Annotated in this window: 13 protein-coding genes; 3 read left to right on the forward strand and 10 right to left on the reverse strand. The window is 60.9% G+C overall.

Annotated features, from left to right (window positions below):
- Positions 1 to 54: 54 nt before the first annotated feature.
- From ACFTSA_RS23790 to ACFTSA_RS23800, 3 genes are all read right to left on the reverse strand, one after another.
- Positions 55 to 1,437 (reverse strand): MmgE/PrpD family protein, encoded by a 1,383-nt coding sequence (locus tag ACFTSA_RS23790; protein ID WP_377954504.1) that lies wholly within the window; start codon positions 1,435 to 1,437, stop codon positions 55 to 57.
- 169 nt (positions 1,438 to 1,606) lie between these two features.
- Positions 1,607 to 2,332, reverse strand: a complete 726-nt coding sequence (locus ACFTSA_RS23795; RefSeq protein ID WP_377954506.1) for an SDR family NAD(P)-dependent oxidoreductase — start codon at positions 2,330 to 2,332, stop codon at positions 1,607 to 1,609.
- A gap of 483 nt (positions 2,333 to 2,815) precedes the next feature.
- Positions 2,816 to 3,598, reverse strand: coding sequence for an IclR family transcriptional regulator (locus tag ACFTSA_RS23800; RefSeq protein ID WP_377954508.1), 783 nt, complete (start codon positions 3,596 to 3,598; stop codon positions 2,816 to 2,818).
- Positions 3,599 to 3,837: 239 nt separating this feature from the next.
- On the opposite strand from ACFTSA_RS23800, the gene ACFTSA_RS23805 reads away from it, so the two are divergent.
- A complete protein-coding gene (locus tag ACFTSA_RS23805; protein WP_377954510.1) occupies positions 3,838 to 5,991 on the forward strand; it encodes a glycogen debranching N-terminal domain-containing protein in 2,154 nt (717 codons plus the stop codon).
- 126 nt (positions 5,992 to 6,117) lie between these two features.
- The gene (locus ACFTSA_RS23810; protein ID WP_377954512.1) at positions 6,118 to 7,449 is read left to right on the forward strand and encodes an MFS transporter; all 1,332 of its coding nucleotides are present in this window, start codon (positions 6,118 to 6,120) and stop codon (positions 7,447 to 7,449) included.
- Here ACFTSA_RS23810 and ACFTSA_RS23815 read toward each other — a convergent pair.
- Positions 7,415 to 8,185 carry an IclR family transcriptional regulator gene (locus ACFTSA_RS23815; protein ID WP_377954514.1) on the reverse strand — a complete coding sequence of 257 codons (771 nt, stop codon included), beginning with the start codon at positions 8,183 to 8,185 and terminating at the stop codon, positions 7,415 to 7,417. The two genes, ACFTSA_RS23810 and ACFTSA_RS23815, sit on opposite strands and share 35 nt — an antisense overlap.
- 723 nt (positions 8,186 to 8,908) lie before the next feature.
- Complete coding sequence (locus ACFTSA_RS23820; protein ID WP_377954516.1) at positions 8,909 to 10,327, reverse strand: MFS transporter; 1,419 nt, start codon at positions 10,325 to 10,327, stop codon at positions 8,909 to 8,911.
- 404 nt (positions 10,328 to 10,731) lie between these two features.
- On the opposite strand from ACFTSA_RS23820, the gene ACFTSA_RS23825 reads away from it, so the two are divergent.
- Entirely contained in the window at positions 10,732 to 11,535 is an 804-nt protein-coding gene (locus tag ACFTSA_RS23825) for an IclR family transcriptional regulator (RefSeq protein ID WP_377954525.1), read from the forward strand.
- A gap of 212 nt (positions 11,536 to 11,747) precedes the next feature.
- Here ACFTSA_RS23825 and ACFTSA_RS23830 read toward each other — a convergent pair whose 3' ends face one another.
- From ACFTSA_RS23830 to ACFTSA_RS23850, 5 genes are all read right to left on the reverse strand, one after another.
- Positions 11,748 to 12,569, reverse strand: coding sequence for an SDR family NAD(P)-dependent oxidoreductase (locus ACFTSA_RS23830; RefSeq protein ID WP_377954518.1), 822 nt, complete (start codon positions 12,567 to 12,569; stop codon positions 11,748 to 11,750).
- A gap of 15 nt (positions 12,570 to 12,584) precedes the next feature.
- Entirely contained in the window at positions 12,585 to 13,370 is a 786-nt protein-coding gene (locus ACFTSA_RS23835) for an N-acyl homoserine lactonase family protein (RefSeq protein WP_377954520.1), read from the reverse strand.
- A complete protein-coding gene (locus tag ACFTSA_RS23840) occupies positions 13,367 to 14,803 on the reverse strand; it encodes an MmgE/PrpD family protein (protein WP_377954521.1) in 1,437 nt (478 codons plus the stop codon). The genes ACFTSA_RS23835 and ACFTSA_RS23840 overlap by 4 nt, the downstream gene beginning before the upstream one ends.
- A gap of 70 nt (positions 14,804 to 14,873) precedes the next feature.
- The gene (locus ACFTSA_RS23845; protein WP_377954522.1) at positions 14,874 to 15,695 is read right to left on the reverse strand and encodes an SDR family NAD(P)-dependent oxidoreductase; all 822 of its coding nucleotides are present in this window, start codon (positions 15,693 to 15,695) and stop codon (positions 14,874 to 14,876) included.
- 424 nt (positions 15,696 to 16,119) lie between these two features.
- The gene (locus tag ACFTSA_RS23850; RefSeq protein WP_377954523.1) at positions 16,120 to 16,929 is read right to left on the reverse strand and encodes an IclR family transcriptional regulator; all 810 of its coding nucleotides are present in this window, start codon (positions 16,927 to 16,929) and stop codon (positions 16,120 to 16,122) included.
- Positions 16,930 to 17,368 lie beyond the last annotated feature (439 nt).

The following is a 17,368-nucleotide window of genomic DNA, read 5'->3' on the forward strand; positions in this document are numbered from 1 at the left end:
GTCGCGGTCGCAGATGTGGTTTTCCATGCGCCTCGTTTGGTGCTGGTGCCGCTTTCAGGAGAGCAGTTCCAGGACCGGGGTGATCTCTCCGCAGGTCTCTAGGGCTGCAACGAGGTTTTGCACTTTCTTGATGCTCTCAAGGGGCAGCGGTTGAGCCGATGCCTGTGCGCAATCGCGGAACTTTTGCCGGAGTTCTTCCCAGGTCATGGGCCGCTCGGGCGTGCCGGGCACCACGGTACCCAACCGTTCGATGAGCCGGCCATCATTTGTAACCACCTCGACTTTGCCTGCCGGTAATTTGAGGTTCCAGTTGAAGTCCGCGTCGAACACTGGCTCGACTTTGTCGGCCAATGCCAGGACCTTCTGGTCCCTGAGGGCGTCGGTGGAGAAATCCGAGATATTCATGCTGCCTTTGACGAGCGCCAGGGCGACGGTGAACGGCAATGAGAACTTGGCGTCCATCATGGTTTGCGGCGCCTTTCGTTCCGTCAGGGGCTGGCACATGCGCTGAGCGAAGTCTCCAACGTAGACACGCACGCATGCAATGTCCTCGATCTGGACGGGATTTTCCCGCATCAGTTCGATGGCCGCGTGGATATACGTATGAGCGTTACCGACCGCTGGCCAGTACTTATAGGTCATCCCGGCCGATAGATATGTCGACCCGAGGTCCTCAAGTATCTTTCCGCGGTTGTACTCACCGTTGAAGTAGACCTTGAACACGCCGGCTTCGCCTTCGAACAGGTCCTCCATTCCGAGCATGCCGTTCTGGGCCAGGATCACAGCGTTCACGCAGCTTTGGGCTATGAATCCGGCGTACAGGCCGCGCAGATCACTGCCGATCCCGAAAATCTGTTGCATGGTGCCGCCCGCATTCAGGCTGACTATGCCCAAGGCATGCGCGATCTGCTTCGCGTTCAGGCCCAGAAGCGATCCACAGGCTGCAGCGCCGGAGTACACGCCGACCACCGATGACAGGTTCCAGTCCATGCGCCAGCCCACGTTGCAGCGCAGACGGACGAACAGTTCCTGTCCGATTGCCACTGCCGTTATCAGTTCCTCGCCCGTCACGTCTCCCTTGCGCTCCGCCAGGGCCAGGAGGGCCGGAACAAGAGAGCTGTCAGGATGAGCGCCCCAAGGTGTCTGGCTGTCGAAGTCGAGGCCATGGGCAAGCGTGCCGTTGGCGAAGGCGGCTGCGGCGGCCGGTACCCGGCCGCCGAAACCAAGGATTTGCGCTTCTTCTTTGCCGCCGGCATCCGTGACGAGTTCGATGATTGGCCTCACCGCCGGTTCCATGCCGCTCGCGCCGAGCATGACGCCGAGGGTGTCCAGAAGAGTCTTTTTGGCGGCCTCGACTGCCTCCGGAGGAAGGTCGGAAAAATGTGTATTCGCCGAAAATTTTGCTAGATCGTGAGATAGATCGAGGTTGTTCGCCATGACGTGTCTTTCTTAGTTTCTCAGAGGATCTTGCGCCCCGCCGCTACGGACGAAGAGTCCCGGTCCCGGCGCAGCAGTTTTGGAGGGTCGTGCTTCCCTGCTCCGCACGGGATGACCGGCGGATCCGTGCGGGTTACTCGAACAAAGGTGTGAAGCCCCCGGCTGAAGGTCAGAGGCAGGCCGTTTGGCCGCCATCGACAGAAACGACCGCACCTGTCATGAAGCTTGCATCGTCGCTCAGGAGAAAGGCGATGACAGCGGCGATTTCCTCCGGCTCTCCGATCCGTCCGATCGGATGCCTCGCGTTAATTCGTGCGACGGCGGCGGGGTCCTCCATCATGTACTCGATCAGGGGTGTCCTGGTCATGCCGGGAGCTACCGCGTTAACTCTGATCCCAAGGGGGCCAAGCTCGGGTGACATTGACTTGGTAATGCCGGAAATTCCGAACTTTGAGGCAACGTAAGAGAGTCTGTTGGGCACGCCCAGCAGACCAGCGCCCGAAGAGATGTTGACGATCGCACGTGGTCCCGTGTCGTCTTTCACGGCACACACGAAGGCCTGGCACATGTTGATTGTTCCGTCCAGGTTTACCGCCATGATCTGACGGTGCTTTTGCGGATCGGAATCGAGGATACTTCCCTCCCCGGTGATTCCGGCGCAGTTGACCAGCCCATTAAGGCCGCGGAGTTTTTTGCGCATGTCGGTCAGTAGCGCCCTGGTCGAACCGTGGTCACAGACATCCAGAACTGCACCGTGGACGCGGTCGGAATCAGGGGCGCCAGCAATGGCGGAGTCCACGCCGGCTTGTGTGACGTCGACGGCGACAACGGAGGCGCCCTCGTCGAGCAGCCTCTTGACACTGGCCGCGCCAATTCCGCTGCCGGCGCCTGTCACAACGACAGTTCGCCCTTCGAATCGCTTCATCGAGACTCCTCGTGTTTCTGTGCACATCTCTGCGTTTTGGCTATCTCAGCCAGTCGCTAAAGGCCGCAGTCGTTTTGTATGTAAAACACAGTTCCATATATGAGTGCAGCGGTCAAGGACGATGGGCTTAAAGGGGCAATGCGAATTCCCCTGGTTCGGCGGACCCGGCGACTCTCGTGGGTCCCGGTGGCGCTTTGATGTGCTACTCAGGTGGCTCTTGCCCCGTGGACTGCGTGTGGCGGTGAATGCCGGCAGTGATGGTGGCGTGAGGAAGCCAGCGCCCGCGGCGACCCTGCAAGCAGACTGCCGGGTGGAGCAAGACTCGCGAATGGTATTCCCGGGAAGGCGGGCGGGTACGCCGCTTTCCGGTCACGGCAAGCCGGAAGTGGGAAGGAGGCGACTGGGGGCCAGGCGAGGTTCGCCTTTAGCGCATGGCCGCGGGGCCGTTGGGGGCTAGTTGCTGCCCGTGACGCCGGCGCCCATGCGGCGGGACAACTCTTTGCAGGTTTGGACGAGTAGTTCTCGGGCCCCGTCCGCCGACATGTTGTCAGTGCCCGTGAGGCGGTGGATGAAGGGGGTCGTGACTGCGGCGATCGCCTTGCCCGTGTAGTCGAAGACAGGGGCTGAGATGTTGGTGACCCCTTCAATCGTGAGTGACTTTCCCTGGCAGTAGCCGGCTTTGCGTACTTCAGGCAGGTCGGCGAGGAAGCGGGCACGTCTGGAACTGGTTTCATTACCAGCTAGCGAGAGCAGGTTGGAGAGCTCTTCGTCGTCCATGAAGGCAGCCAGAACCCTTCCCGAAGCAGAGTCGTCGATAGGGATCTGCGCTCCGAGGCGGACTGTGTTGACGTTCGTGTCCGGGCAGTCGACTTGGGCGACTACAAGCAAGTTGCCGGAATTGAGGATGCAGAGGTGAATGCTTTGGCTGATGCGGTTGGCCAGCTTTTGCATTTCGCCTCCGGCAATTGCGGTCAGGCGCCTGATGACCGGATGGCGGTGAGCGACTTCAAACAATCGAGTGGTCAAGTGGTAGCGCTCGGCTTCGTCCAGATCCACATACCCTCGCTCGCGCAGCACCATGAGTACGCGGAAGATCTCTGATGTCGTGCGGCCTAGCTTCTTGCCGATGTCCGATTGACTGAGCCCGTCGTCGGCGGAGGAAAGCAGCTCAAGAATGTCCAGCCCTTTTGATAAGGCAGGTGCCCGGTACTTGCTGTCGCCGGCATCGGTTTCCATGCTCAGTCTCGTTCCCTTCGCACCACTGGAGATGACATACACCGCATTAGTTTTATATATGAAAACTTACAGTCGACAAGAAGACCGGTCAAACCCGTGTTCCGCGCTTTACTCTGGCCCCATGCACCCGGCAGGCGTAGCCTCAGATGCGCAGGCAATCGTCGTGCCCGCCGGACTGGCAAGCGCTCCGGACTCCGCTTCGTCCGTGACTGCTGACGTCATCCCTTGAAGGAGCCGTGATGTCTGGCTGGAATGCTGATACCGCTGCCGGCCCGTTGGAGCCCGGCTCGATGACCTTAGTAGAGGGTTCGTCCTTCTGCATATCCTCGCGAAACGGCGACATTCACCCGGGATATCCCCACGGTGTCTTTTACGAAGACACGCGGATCGTGTCGGGCTGGCAGCTGACAGTGAACGGTCAGCCAGTGGAGCCCCTGGCGGCTAAATTGAAGGAACCATACAGGGCGCTATTTACCGGCCGTGTCCAAGGATCAGACGGCCACGGAGACACCCCTCTCATTGTTGAACGCCTTCGTGAGGTGGGTGCCGGAATCCTGGAACGGATCACTCTCCGCAACTACTCGCCGATCCCCACCCGGTGCATTGTCGCTCTTAGCGTCAGCGCGGATTTTGCTGACCTTTTCGAGGTGAAAGAAGCCAGGATTCAGCGGCGCTGGGATGAGTCACGTGTGGCAAACGGCAATGTACTGACGATAGAGGCCTCGTGGCAGGACGTCCGGAAGGACGTCGTCATTTCGGCGCCTGGCGCTGAGGCGTCTCCCGAAGGAATCACCTACCGCGTCGTGGTTCCGCCGCACGGTCTATGGAGTGCCCGTGTGAGCGTTACCTCCGGCGTCGGGCCCGGGCCGGCCCTGCAGTTCATTCGTCCGGATGAAGACCAGCCAACACCGCGGGACATCCGGCGGCAGGAGTGGGTCGCCCGGATCCCTGTACTGGAAATGGGAAACCGCTCCATCGAGCGGACACTCCGTCGCAGTTACGATGATTTGGGGGCACTGCGGATAGAGGATCCTGCCCACCCGGAGAGAATCGTGGTGGCTGCCGGTGCCCCTTGGTTCATGACGCTCTTCGGAAGGGATTCTCTTTGGGCGTCGCTGATGGCGCTCCCCGTGGATCCGTCCCTGGCCTTCGGCACACTTCAAACGCTGGCGGACCATCAGGGCACCGCTGTCGATGTGATGAGCGAAGAGGAACCAGGCAAGATCCTGCATGAGGTCCGGTTCGGCGTATCCAGCGGGCTGGCCCTGGGTGGAAAGTCCGCCTACTACGGCAGCGTCGATGCGACGCCGCTGTTCGTTGCCCTCTTCGGGGAAGTCAGCAGGTGGGGGTTTGCCGCTGAGGCGGTAGCCTCCCTCCTGCCGCACGTGGACCGTGCACTGGACTGGATCCGAGACTACGGCGATAAGGACGGGGACGGCTTTGTCGAGTACTCCCGCCTTAACGACCGCGGCCTGATCAACCAAGGATGGAAGGATTCCTGGGACGGCATCAACTTCGCCGACGGGAGGCCAGCGGAACCGCCGATCGCCCTGTGTGAGGTGCAGGCTTACGTCTACGGGGCTTACTTATCACGGTCATGGCTGGCATACGACGCGGGGGACATGGGTTTGGCCGCCGAGTACAGAGATCTGGCTGCCAAGCTGAAGGAACGGTTCAACGCAAAATTCTGGTTGCCCGACCGCGGGTACTACGCCGTGGCGCTGGACGGCAAGAAGCAGCCGGTCGATGCATGCGCGTCCAATATGGGGCATTGCCTGTTGTTCGGCATCGTTGATGACGACAAGGCGCCCTTTGTGGCCCAGAAGCTGATGTCAGAGGAGATGTTCAGCGGCTGGGGTGTGCGGACCTTGGCAAGCGACATGGGTGCTTACAATCCGGTCAGCTATCACAACGGGTCGGTGTGGCCGCACGACAACGCCATCATCGCCGCCGGACTGTTGCGCTACGGCTTCAAAAGCCACGTGCAGCGGATCTCCACCGCGCTTCTGGAAGCGGCGGAGTTCTCCCAGGGTCGGCTCCCGGAGTTGTTTTGCGGCTTCAGCCGCGACCAGCTCGACGAGCCAGTCCCCTATCCCACGGCGTGCTCTCCCCAAGCCTGGGCAGCCACTACGCCCATCATGCTGATCAAAACGCTGATGGGCTACTACGCCGACGTCGCGCGCGGCGGCCTATGGATGGATCCGGCTTTTCCCGAGTCGTACGGCGATCTCCACATCACCAATGCGCCGATGGCTGACGGCAGAATCACCATTGATATCTCCGGCTCTCACGCCACTGTCACGGGGCTGCCAGCCGGCATGGTGTTTTATCGGGGGATACGCCCCCGTGCGACGGAGCTGGCAGAACGGGCGAAGATCCGCGACGACGACTAGACAGTGTAGGCCTTCTCACATTTTATAAAATAATCCTACTATTCGGGATATTGTTGGTACTAGCCAGCAACAAGGGAGTTGTTCAGGACAGAGTCACCTGCCATATCTCGCTTGAAAGGGGCCACCTTGGTCACCCGTAAAGATAGCCCTACGAAAAGCCCCGGTATCAGCCCGGGAATAACCCTTCTATTCGCACTCGTCGGAGGCGCCGGCGTCGGAAACCTGTACTGGGCCCAGCCGCTGTTGGGCGCCATTGCTTCAGATTTGGGCATCGCCAGCGGCACAGCCGGCCTGCTCGTGACGCTGGCGCAGGTTGGTTACGCACTCGGCGTTTTCTTCATCGTGCCGCTTGGCGACACTATCAACAGAAAGCGCTTGATCCCCGCCATCATGGTTTGCTGTTCTTTGTCGTTGGCTGGCTGCGTGCTGGCTCCCAGCTTTGCCCTCCTGCTGTCCACGCTTGCCCTGGTTGGCTTCACGAACGTAGCCGGACAGATGTTGCTGCCGCTGGCCGGAGATCTTGCCACGAATGCTCAACGCAGTCGGGTGCTCGGGACTGTGGCTTCTGGACTTTTGTCCGGCATCCTGCTGTCTCGATTGGTCAGCGGAGTTGTGGCGGACATCTTTGGCTGGAGGATGATTTATGTTTTTGCATCGGGGACGATACTTGTTCTCGCCTTCATCATGTGGCGCGCGATTCCAGTCCTCGCCCCGCGCGAACGCATACCTTATGGCAAGCTCCTCTACTCGGTCCTTCAAGTTGCTGCCCGGTATCCGCGGGCCAGGGTCCTCCCTCTCTTCGGGGCACCGTTGATGTGCGTGTTCACCGCATTCTGGACTGGGCTTACGCTGCTGCTAACCGCGCCGCCGTTCTCGCTTCCGGCATCACACATCGGTCTGGTGAGCCTTCTCGGGGTCCTGGGGGTTATCGGTGCCCGGTTCACAGGACGGGTTTACGACCGCGGTTGGGCAGTGCCCGCCATCGGTCTTGGGCTGGTCCTTACCCTGACTGCGATCGCTCTTGCCGGATTTGGCAGCTCTTCCATCGTCGCCGTCCTCGTTTCCGTCTCACTTCTCTCCGTCGGCGCTCAGTCGGTGCTGGTGCTCCTTCAGACGATGATGGTTTCCATAGACCCGGCTGCACGCAGCCGCCTCAACACTGCTCACATCGTCAGCAATTTCATTGGCGGCGCCCTTGGTTCAACGCTGGCTGCGTTACTTTGGCAAGTCGGTCAGTGGGGGGCCATCATGTCTTGCTCGGCGCTGGTGATCGTCCTGGCGCTCACCTTGTGGCTGTATCAAAGGGACCGCACCCTCGCGCTTACGCGCCGTCGTCCAGCAAACAGCGCGCCGCAGCTGAAACGATGCCGAAGCCACAAAGCCAGAGCCCTCGATGCCAGCCAGCGCCCGAGTCCCGCCTTGCTTAGCCGCCGTGGTTGGTCAGCTCTCCGTCGTTGAAGAGTGATGCGTCCTGTGTCAGCCGTTGCGATACCGTTTTTGCTGCCTGCCTGACGGCAGCGATAGCGCCCTGCACGTCGACGTCGCACCGGTCTTCTTCATCCCAAGCGACACCGATGCTGCCCAGGGCTGTCTTCTGATGGGTGAGAATAGGGGCTGCGACGCCATAAACGCCCGGGTTGAAGTCACCTCTGGTCAAGTGATAGCCGTCCCGCTTTATTTGGCCCAAGACCTTACGGAAATCACCCCATGTGCGGCCCAACCCGGCGGTGTCGATTTCCTTGGCATGACGGGCAAAAATTGCCTTCAGGCGATGATGGGGGAGATGAGCCAGAATCACTTTGGACCCCGCGCCCTGAAAGAGCGGGCGCCGTTGTCCCCGGGTGAAGCGGTTTGCCGGGCTCAGTGGCGCTCGGCACTCCCCGACGCACAGGACCGAGACATCGTGAAATGCTGTGAGCAGAAGGGCTGAGTGCCCAATCTTGTCCACCAATTCCTCGAGGACGCCCTGGCTGGCAAGCAGCAGCGGGTCTGCCGATCGGATTTGCAGGTCCATCTCAATGATCCGCGGGCCGAGCGTGTAGTAGCCATTGCCGGCTACCGTGAGCAGCCCTGCATCGTAGAGCGTTTTGATGTAGCGATACCCGGTGGCTCGTGAAGTTCCAAGGGCCTCGATGAGAGAAGCGGCCGACCAGTAAGGCTGCGCTTCGTTGAAGAGCGCCAGAACGTGCAGCATTTTGGATAAACTGCCTGCGCTTGTGGGAGCCATTGGCTCCAGGCTGGTACTGGACACTGATGCCCGTCCTCCCATGACGTGCGTTCCACCTCTCTTTTCGTGTCGCCCGCTGAGGAAAGCAGCCCACTAGATCCTCGGGTCGTTAGCGTTTGCGCCACGGCTCTGCCGGCCAGCCGCTGGGCCTCACCGGACTGACCGCAGTCGGTCCTAAAAATGCAAGACTTGGGCCCGGCCCATTTGGGATCATCGTGACCGTCGGGAGACCCGGGTCGACTAGGAGCCGGGCTGGGACTGGCTCTGGACGCGTAATCCGAGGATCCCCGTTCCTCATGGGCAGCGTCCCCTAAGACCCTTTTGTGCACAACGTGGTGACAGCACCGGGATGCCCAGGGGGACAACGCCAACCCAGGTTGCTGTCCCGGTCATGTTTTCCTCGGCAGCACCCGCAATTTCACGATCGCCATGTGGGTCCGCGTCAGCAGTGGACCTTGCACGGATCACCCGCAGCGTTCGGGCAACACTCGTGGTGAGGGAAAGTCCGACGCGGTTCCAGACGATGTAGTCCCCGTGGAGGAGCGATCCGCTTGTCGCTGAGAATCCCCAAGAGTGACCCCCTGAGGCTACCGGGTCAAGCTCGAAGCGGTTGCTGCTGCAGGGTCACCCAGGGGCAGAGGCCCATGGCCGCTTGCGCCGGCCATGGGCCTCTTATGCTTTGTCTACCGTCTACGCAGCAGCTCGAGCCCCTTCTTTGTCTGTTGTCCTTTTGCCAGCCGGCACTCCGAGCAGGGCTGTCGGTGTGCGGTAGGTCTCGGGGGAGAGCAGGACCCCGAGTGCACAGAGGCCGCAGATAACGGTCATCATGAGCGCGGCCGGCAGCCAGTTGGTGCCCCCTTCGCCGACCAGCGCCCAGCCGATTGTCGGCATGAATCCGGTGATCGCGGTGGCGACCTGCGTGCCGATTGCCAGGCCCGTGTACCGGCACTTGACGCTGTACTGCTCTGCGAACAGCGACGGGAAGATCGCATTGCAGGCGATGGCGAAAACCCCGTTGAGTGCTACAGACGCCAGGAGGATCATCAGGAGGTCACCGGACATAATCGCCAGGAAGAAGGGAAAGACCAGGACGGCACTTCCGATCACCCCGGTGAGGAAGACGGGCTTGCGGCCGATTCGGTCACTCAGCTTTCCAAAGAATGGATATAGGCAGAAGGCGACCGCGAACTGCACCACCGAGATCCAGAGCATCTGGTCTTTGGCCACGCCGACGGCGGGGCTGGTGGCGAACGCCAGGCCGAAAATCGGCGGGATGGTGAAGATGATGGAGAAGAGCGCCATCAGAACGACGCGGCCAAGGGCCTTCGGCTGTGTGCGGAACAGGGTGACAACGGGTGAGGCTTCGCGTTTGGCGCTCTTCTGGTCTTCGTGGTTGATGTTCTCGTGGCCTTCAACGAAGATCTCCGGCTCGACGATGCGGCGCCGGACGATGAATGCCGCGAGCAGGAGAACTACGCTCGCCCAGAAGGGCACCCGCCAGCCCCACGAGTAAAGAAGGTCCTTGGGCAGACTGGCGACGCCGGCAAATGCAGCTGTGGCGAGGAGGAAACCGCCGGAGCTGCCCATGGGGGTGAAGCTCGTGAAGAATCCGCGGCGACCTTCGGGTGCATGTTCGAAGGTCAGGGCGCTGGAGCCGGACTGCTCGCCGGCAACGGAGATTCCCTGCAGTACGCGCATGACCACGAGCAGAATTGGTGCCCAGACCCCAATGGAGTCGTAGCTGGGAATACAGCCTACAAGGAATGTTGAAGCACCCATCAGAACAAGCGTGAAGAGCAAAAGCTTCTTGCGGCCCACCCGGTCACCGAAATGCCCCAGTACAGCCGCCGCGATCGGGCGGACCACATATACGACCGCGATGCTCGCAAGGGAGAGAAGAGTGGCGATGAAGGGGTTTGAGCCCGGAAAGAACACCTGCGGGAACACCAGGGCCGCAGCGGAACCATAGATGTAGAACTCGTAGTACTCGAGCGCAGTGCCGGTTACGCCTGCGAAGGCAGCTCGCCTGACCTGCTGCGGGTTAGCGAGCGACGTGCCGCCGGGGGCCGTCGGCGAAGAACTGGACGTGGCACTGACGGGCGTGCTCATCGGACAAATCCTTCCGTGCGTGCAGCGTCTGAGGCGGGGGAAGCTGGATTGGAGTTCGTTCCCTTGGTACGAATGTGGTCGGCAAGGCTGGGAGTCCGGGTTTCGTACGGGTTCGATCGACTTTGTTCGGTCATGCGTCTTATTACCTTTGGCTTGGTGTTCGCAACGCTGCGAACACAATGGAGTGTTGGTGAACAGCTCTACGGGGGGATGAGGAAGCTCCCTCTCGATACGTTGTCGCCGTCTCGATCAAATGGACTGCCGGCTCTGCGTCTGGCACATCCTTTGAGATGTGCTACCGGTCACGTTCATCGGAGCAGATTTTGAAGATATCCGGTATTATAGGAACTTGTCAATAATCGGACGTTCTGTTCAGCACTGTCACTAAGAGAGGATGTGAGGTGATGGGAGACGGTCATTCGTCGGCCCATGAAGTGGGATCGACCGCCGAAAACGCCAGCAGCCTGGCCAAAATGCTCCAAATCCTGCGACTGTTCAGCGAGACGGAGCCGGTATGGTCGACGGCCGAGATCATAGAGGCCATGGAGACGTCCAGGTCGACGGGATATTTCTACATCAAGACCCTCCACGATGCGGGGTTGCTCAATGCGGTCCGCAACGGCCACTACACACTGGGCCCGGGAATTATCGAAATGGACCTGCAGTTGCGCCTGACGGACCCGCTGCTCCTGGCTAGCCACGGCGTCCTCGAGGATCTGGTGGACAAGATCGGGCACTCGGCTGTTTTGCTCACCGCGTTTCGCGATTCGATCCTGTGCATTGGGGAGTGCCGTGCTCCGAACAGCCCGGCTAACCGTTTTAGCCGCGGGCAGCGGCGTCCGATGTTTCAAGGCGCAGGTTCCAAAGTCATTTTGGCTCATCTGCCCCACCACCGCCTAAAAGGTATCTATGCACGCCAGTCGGAAGAAATTGAGAAGGCGGGCCTGGGCAGCACGTGGGGTGTCTTCCGCAAGACCTTGGGGGAGATTAAGAAGGACGGCTTTCTTTTGACCAAAGGTGAGTTCAACCCTGGCGTTTACGGCGTCGCGGCACCCATACTTACCGATCAGAAGACAGCCGTAGGCAGTGTGGCCGTCGCCTGGGATGAGTTTGAGCGGCGCGACGTCGATGTGCAGCGCGCGACGCTTGCCGTGAAGCAGGCGGCCGCGATCATATCGGAACGCCTCGTAGGGAACCAGTCCGCCTGAGGACCTGAGCCGAGGCCGCGCACCCGTGCCATGTGGGACTTGCCGGCGCCGCGCCGGAGGGCGCTTGATGGGTCGCGGCGGCCCAGGTACCCCCTCGATCACGCTCAAGGGCGGAACGAGAGGGTACCTGAGGTCAACAGCTCACGAGGCGTGCCACAGTATCAGCCGCAAAAGCTCCCGGTATTGGTTCCGGGGCCTTCCCACGACCCAGCTCAGACCAGGGGTCTGCTATCGCTGGAAAGCTCGGCCGACTCGTCGCGCGGCGCTGAATAGCCGGATGACATCGCGATGGTTCCGCCGTCGACCGGTAGGACGGACCCGCTGATTTCCCGAGCGTGCTCGGAAGCGAGAAACCCGATCGCTTGGGCGATATCTTGGGGTTGGGCACCATTACCTAAAGGAATGCGTTGCACGCGCTGGCGAATCATCTCGGGGTTCGCCTCAGCCACACTCCTCGACAAATCAGTCCATGTGAACCCAGGGCAAACGCAGTTCACCCGGATGCCGTATTGTGCCCAGTCAACCGCCAACGCCTTGGTGAGCCCGACAATCCCATGCTTTGCAGCAACATAGGAAACAGAGTTGGGCATTGCGGCAAGACCTGCACCGGACCCCACATTGACAATCACCCCTGCACGGCGGGGAATCATCGAGGCGACGCCGACGGCCTGCGACCAGAAGAACGAACCAGTGAGGCAGACGTCCAGCTCGCGACGCCAATGTGCTTCAGTTAGCTCCTGCGCTGGTACCGTGCGTTGCGTGGCGGCATTATTGATGAGGACGTCCACACGCCCGAACTCGGTCATGATTTGGTTGACGTTCTCTTCGACGCTCTCATGTTGACTTACGTCGCCGACGATTCCCAGAGCTTGTCCTCCGGCCCGGCGTACTGCATCGACCGCCGCGTCTACCGCTGATTTGTCCAGGTCGCAGATCACTGCCTGCGCCCCTTCGTGTGCCACCAGATCGGCGGTGGCCAGGCCGATGCCTCGCGCCCCTCCGGTGATCACAACGATCTTGTCAGTGAATCTCATTGGGCTTCCTTCCGGTCAGTCCAGCAGTGGTTTGGGTGCTAGTGGCTGTGTGTTCCAAAATTCTGGATCGTGCCCGACGAACACCAGGGCGCCGCTTCGGTGGAGGGCACGGAGCGACTCGAGGGAGCGGATGTAGGAGTCTGGGTCTACGGTGACGGACACGTCGGGAAGCGAGTCATCGGCCACCAGGGTGTCCGCCATGTAGCAGGCGTCCCCGGCCAAAACGGCGACGCCGCCAGCGTGGCGGACGTGCAACGACTGGTGTCCGGGAGTGTGCCCCACCGTAGGAACGAGGACCAGTGAGCCGTCCCCGAAGATATCTCGCTCACCTTCGATAAGATCCACGGTCTGTCCTGTCCGGAAGTCCACCTTGCGGTAGCCGGCCTTTTCTGGCGGCGCGGCGTTGGCGGTCTCCCATTCGGTGCGCTGCACCATGACGGTGGCCTGTGGGAACTGTGCGTTGCCGCCGCAGTGGTCGTAATGGAGGTGCGAATTGACAACCAGCTGCACATCCTCGGGAACGAACCCTGCGTGCCGCATCTGGTTCGCGAGCTCTTCCTGTGGCGAGAAGTGAAACTTGACCGGCTTTAGTGCCTCACTGGGGAAGTACGAGGTCAGGTCCTGGTGCACAAGCCTGTTGAAGCCGGTGTCGAACACCACCAGGCCTTGGGGGTGTTCGATGACAAAGGCAGGAATGGGGATCGTTATTAGTCCGGTGGTCCCTGCGATCATCCGTTCTTTCGGGATGGTGTGCTCTCCGCAAATGAAGGCGTAAACGCGGGGGAAATGGTCCTGCGTCATCGGGTCGCCCCCTCCGGCCGCAAGAGGGCTGCCAGGGTCGAGAGACCCTCAACCTGTTCAAGGCCCATGATTGTATCGATGACGGCGTCGGCAGCCTTGGGCGTGATAACGCCTTCAGCATTATGGCGGAACTTGATGGCTAACTCCTCAGTGGTGGTGTAGGTGGTCGGGTCGGGGGAGGTGCTGCCCTTGGGGTAGGAACGGTCTCCAATAAAGGTCTTGCCCCGGGCAGATACTTCCACTCGGGCCGGTCGAGCCAGCGGGTCGCCGTTGACTGCATTGCCCCAGTCGGGATGTGCCCGCCACTGGACACGTGGCATCAGGTTCAGGACAGAGTCGCTGAACACAACGGCCGGGTCCTGCCAGTCTTTGCCCGGACGGATTCGGTGGGCGGCTACGGAAATCCCGTGCGCGAAGCTGAACTGTGCGTCGTATGGCTTCTCCACCACGGTATCCACGTACACAGGCACCGTAGCTGACCAGGCCTCACCGTAGGCGACGATGGAGTCGATCTCGTCGACTGTGATGTCGTGCTCATGGATAACCTGGATCACGGTGTCGAGGGTTGCGTGTGAGGTTCTGGTCTGCGTGTATGGTTTGAACGAAGTCGCCGTCGGAAAGCGCCACTCGTGGCCCAGGTTCTCTGTGAGTCCGTGTGGCTCCCAGCGCTTGCTCCCGACCAGGCTTGGATACCCGAATTCCGGATCATCGAGCATCTGATTGTTGCCCCGGTGTCCCAGCTCTGCCATGAAGGCCGCCGTGAGTGCTGTCAGCACGATGCCGCCGCCCAGGCCGTATTTAATGGTCGTGTTCGGCACGTGCATCTGCCAGGGCCTCAGCGAGTTGACCGGCGACGTGCCTCCTGCGATGCCCAAGGCCTGCGCGGTTGCGCTCTCGGACAGGTCTTTCATCATCGATGCCGCTGCCGTTAGGCCGAACACCATGCTCGCGTAGCCGAACACCCTCGGAGTGTTGGGAACGCCATCCGAGGCGTCCCGCAGGTCGTCCATCGACTTCGACAGGCGGAAGCACATTTCCAGACAAACGGAAACGGCGGAGAGCAGGCGCGCACCAGACAGGTGCCGACTCTCGCCCAACGCCAAGCTCAGGGGCAGGGCATAGGGCGCAACATGCGCGGGTAGATTGATGGGAGCCAGGTCGAGTGCAGTAATGAGATCTGTGTTCGCAAAGGCGGCCCCATGTACAGACGTCCGGTCCTGCTGGCCGATGATCGTTGCCTCACCCCCACCGGCACCCAGGATACGGCCGTACTGAACCCCGACGCGGCCGTACTCGCTCGATGTAGCTGCCAGGCCGCAGCCGAGCGCATCGAGCAGAATCCTCTTCGTCTCCTTCAGGACATCTTCCGGGGGAAGCGCCGTTATAGCTCCCTGAGCGAAGGCGGCAAATTTTTCGACGTTTGTCGGTGACACGGTGTTTCCCTTCCAGGTTTCAGATTTCCCAAGCCGGGAGCGGAAGCTAGGGCTGGGTGGGGCTAGTGGTTTAGCTGCTGTGGGTGTAGCCGCCGTCGCAGGCGATGGTCTGGCCGGTGATGAACGCCGAAGCCGGGGAGGCGAGGAAGAGCATGATGCCGACCAGGTCGGTGGGAACCATGCCGCGGGGGATGCACTGCAGTGATGCGGCGCGTTCGCGGACTTCGACGGTGGGGTTGACGGTGCGTTCGACTTCGGTGGCGACGCTGCCTGGTCGGATGCAGTTGACGGTGATGCCGTGGCTGCCGAGTTCGCGGGCCAGGGAGTTGGTCATGCCGATCACAGCCGACTTGGAGGTGACGTAGTGCAGGTAGTTTACGGTGCCCCGGGTCACGGCGTCGGATGAGACGTTGATGATGCGGCCGAACCCGGCCTTGCGCATGTGCTCGGCAACCCCGCGTGCGCAGAGGTAGGTGCCGGTGATGTTGACCTTCAGGACGTTTTCCCATTGCGTGACGGGGATCTGGTCGAACGGGACCTTGTCGAGGGTGGCGAAGATCGAGGCGTTGTTGATCAGCACATCGATCCGGCCCCAGGCTCCGATGACGGTCTCGACCATGGCGTTGACCGAGGCTTCATCGGCGACGTTGACCTTGACAGCCAGGCCGGTTCCACCGGCGTCGTGGATTTCCTTGGCCACGGCCTCGGCTTTTTTGATGTCGAGGTCGGCTACCACAGCAACCGCTCCGGCTGCGGCGAACTGGCGTGCCAGTTCGCGGCCGATGCCTTGAGCGGCGCCGGTGACAATGACGACCCGCCCTTCGACACTAAAGTCCCGGGCCGACGCCGGGATGCCGGAGTCATGGGGGGTGTGAGTCAGGGGTGTCGTCATAGTCGATCCTTGTGGCGTCGTTGTCATTATGGATTGCAGAAAGCGGGGGCCGCGGGACCGCGGCGGATCCTGCGTCGCGCTAAGTGCCGCTGAGTTCCCCTCGAGGAACAGGAAGCGCACTGCCTTAGGTGAACAATATCCCGTCATGTGGGATTCAGTCAAGAGTCCTTAGGGGAGCGCTCCTGGTGCCGCCTTTCCAAAGGGGCGGGAGTCCAGCCTGTCCGCTTGGGCCCCCTTTCGCCTGAGCGATTTGCGGATTCAAGAGCAAAAGCCGGCTGTTGTAGCCGGCGGCCACCGGAGATCCCAGGGGCCGTCAGAAAAGAACCAATGGGCGGCCGCCGAGCTGGCGCGACCCATTCTTCTGCTCGGCCGATAGGAAGCCGAGTGGATGGTCGGAGCCCCGTGTTCAGCTGGGTTGCCCGGCCTATGACCGGCTCTCGTTCTCAGTGAGGCGTTGGGATATGGTGTCCGCTGCCTGCTTGACAGCCTGTATTGCCTGGCCGACATTGATGTCCCGGACATTTTCGTCCCAAGCGACGCCGACGCTGCCCACCGCTGTTTTTTGGTCGGTGAGGATCGGTGCCGCGACGCCATAAATGCCCGGGTTGAATTCGCCCCTGGTTAGCAGGTATCCGTCTTTTTTGATCTCCCCGAGCGTTTTGCGGAATTCACCCCAGGTCGCGCCCAGTCCAGTGCGCTCAATCTCATCCTGATGGCGGGGGTAGAGGGCTTTGAGCCGGTAGTGGGGGAGGTGAGCCAGGATGACCTTCGATCCTGCACCCTGAAACATGGGTCGTCGTTGCCCCCGGCTGAACTTGTTTGCCGGGCTCGTCGGGGCGCGCGATTCACCAATACACAGGACAGAATCCCGAAACGCCGTCAGCAAAAGGGCGGAGTGGCCGACGTTCTCCACCAAGTCTTCAAGAACGCCATGGCTCGCTCGTAGCAGCGGATCGGTTTGTCGGATCTGCAGGTCCATCTCGATGATTCGCGGGCCAAGGGTGTAGTAACCGTTGCGCACAGTGGTGAGCAGGCCAGCATCATGCAAGGTCTTGATATACCTGTAGCCGGTGGACCTGGACGTCTCCATTGCCTCGATAAGATCCGCTGTTGACCAGACCGGACCAGCTTCAGTGAACAGCTCCAGGACCTGAAGCATCCGGGTAAGGCTCCCCGTGCTGTCGGCAGTCTCGGTCACTTCGCCAAGGCCATTGACCGAGCTGAGTCCACTCATGACGAGTCCTTATCATCCTCGATGCAGCAAGGCGTGCCGCATCATGCCGGGTCGTGAATAAAGTCTCATTCTACAGGATTTTCTGAATTTTGCATGAGGGTGCCGGGTGATTCCCAATCGGGTCGGCTTGGGCCTGGCAGTCATTGACCTCGATGACCATATATGGAAGCCTGTTTCATGGATGAAAGCCGTTGTTGTGGAAGCTGGCACAAGATGTCCTTCGGGCGATCGGGTACCGTCGCTGCCAGCTCCTTTTATGCAGAAACTGTCCCCTCCGGAACAAATCAATGGCCGGAGCAGCGCAAAAACATTCGTGGCTTGACCCTGGGTTGTCCGCGTTTTTGAAGGAGTTTGTTGAGTATGAGTACGAAGGTGTCGGAGGAGTTTGATGTGCGTGTGGGCGGGGGAGGGTACCGGATAGGGGTGATTGCCTCGGCCG

This window comes from Arthrobacter sp. NPDC057013 (assembly GCF_042674585.1).
In the GTDB taxonomy this organism is placed as follows: Bacteria; Actinomycetota; Actinomycetes; order Actinomycetales; family Micrococcaceae; genus Arthrobacter.

Excerpts from the sequence above, each read along its gene's own strand:
- ACFTSA_RS23790 (WP_377954504.1), bottom strand. The coding sequence starts at position 1,437 with ATGGCGAACAACCTCGATCTATCTCACGATCTAGCAAAATTTTCGGCG.
- ACFTSA_RS23800 (WP_377954508.1), bottom strand. The coding sequence starts at position 3,598 with ATGGAAACCGATGCCGGCGACAGCAAGTACCGGGCACCTGCCTTATCA.
- ACFTSA_RS23805 (WP_377954510.1), top strand. The coding sequence starts at position 3,838 with ATGTCTGGCTGGAATGCTGATACCGCTGCCGGCCCGTTGGAGCCCGGC.
- ACFTSA_RS23815 (WP_377954514.1), bottom strand. The coding sequence starts at position 8,185 with ATGCTGCACGTTCTGGCGCTCTTCAACGAAGCGCAGCCTTACTGGTCG.
- ACFTSA_RS23820 (WP_377954516.1), bottom strand. The coding sequence starts at position 10,327 with ATGAGCACGCCCGTCAGTGCCACGTCCAGTTCTTCGCCGACGGCCCCC.
- ACFTSA_RS23825 (WP_377954525.1), top strand. The coding sequence starts at position 10,732 with ATGGGAGACGGTCATTCGTCGGCCCATGAAGTGGGATCGACCGCCGAA.
- ACFTSA_RS23830 (WP_377954518.1), bottom strand. The coding sequence starts at position 12,569 with ATGAGATTCACTGACAAGATCGTTGTGATCACCGGAGGGGCGCGAGGC.
- ACFTSA_RS23835 (WP_377954520.1), bottom strand. The coding sequence starts at position 13,370 with ATGACGCAGGACCATTTCCCCCGCGTTTACGCCTTCATTTGCGGAGAG.
- ACFTSA_RS23845 (WP_377954522.1), bottom strand. The coding sequence starts at position 15,695 with ATGACGACACCCCTGACTCACACCCCCCATGACTCCGGCATCCCGGCG.
- ACFTSA_RS23850 (WP_377954523.1), bottom strand. The coding sequence starts at position 16,929 with ATGAGTGGACTCAGCTCGGTCAATGGCCTTGGCGAAGTGACCGAGACT.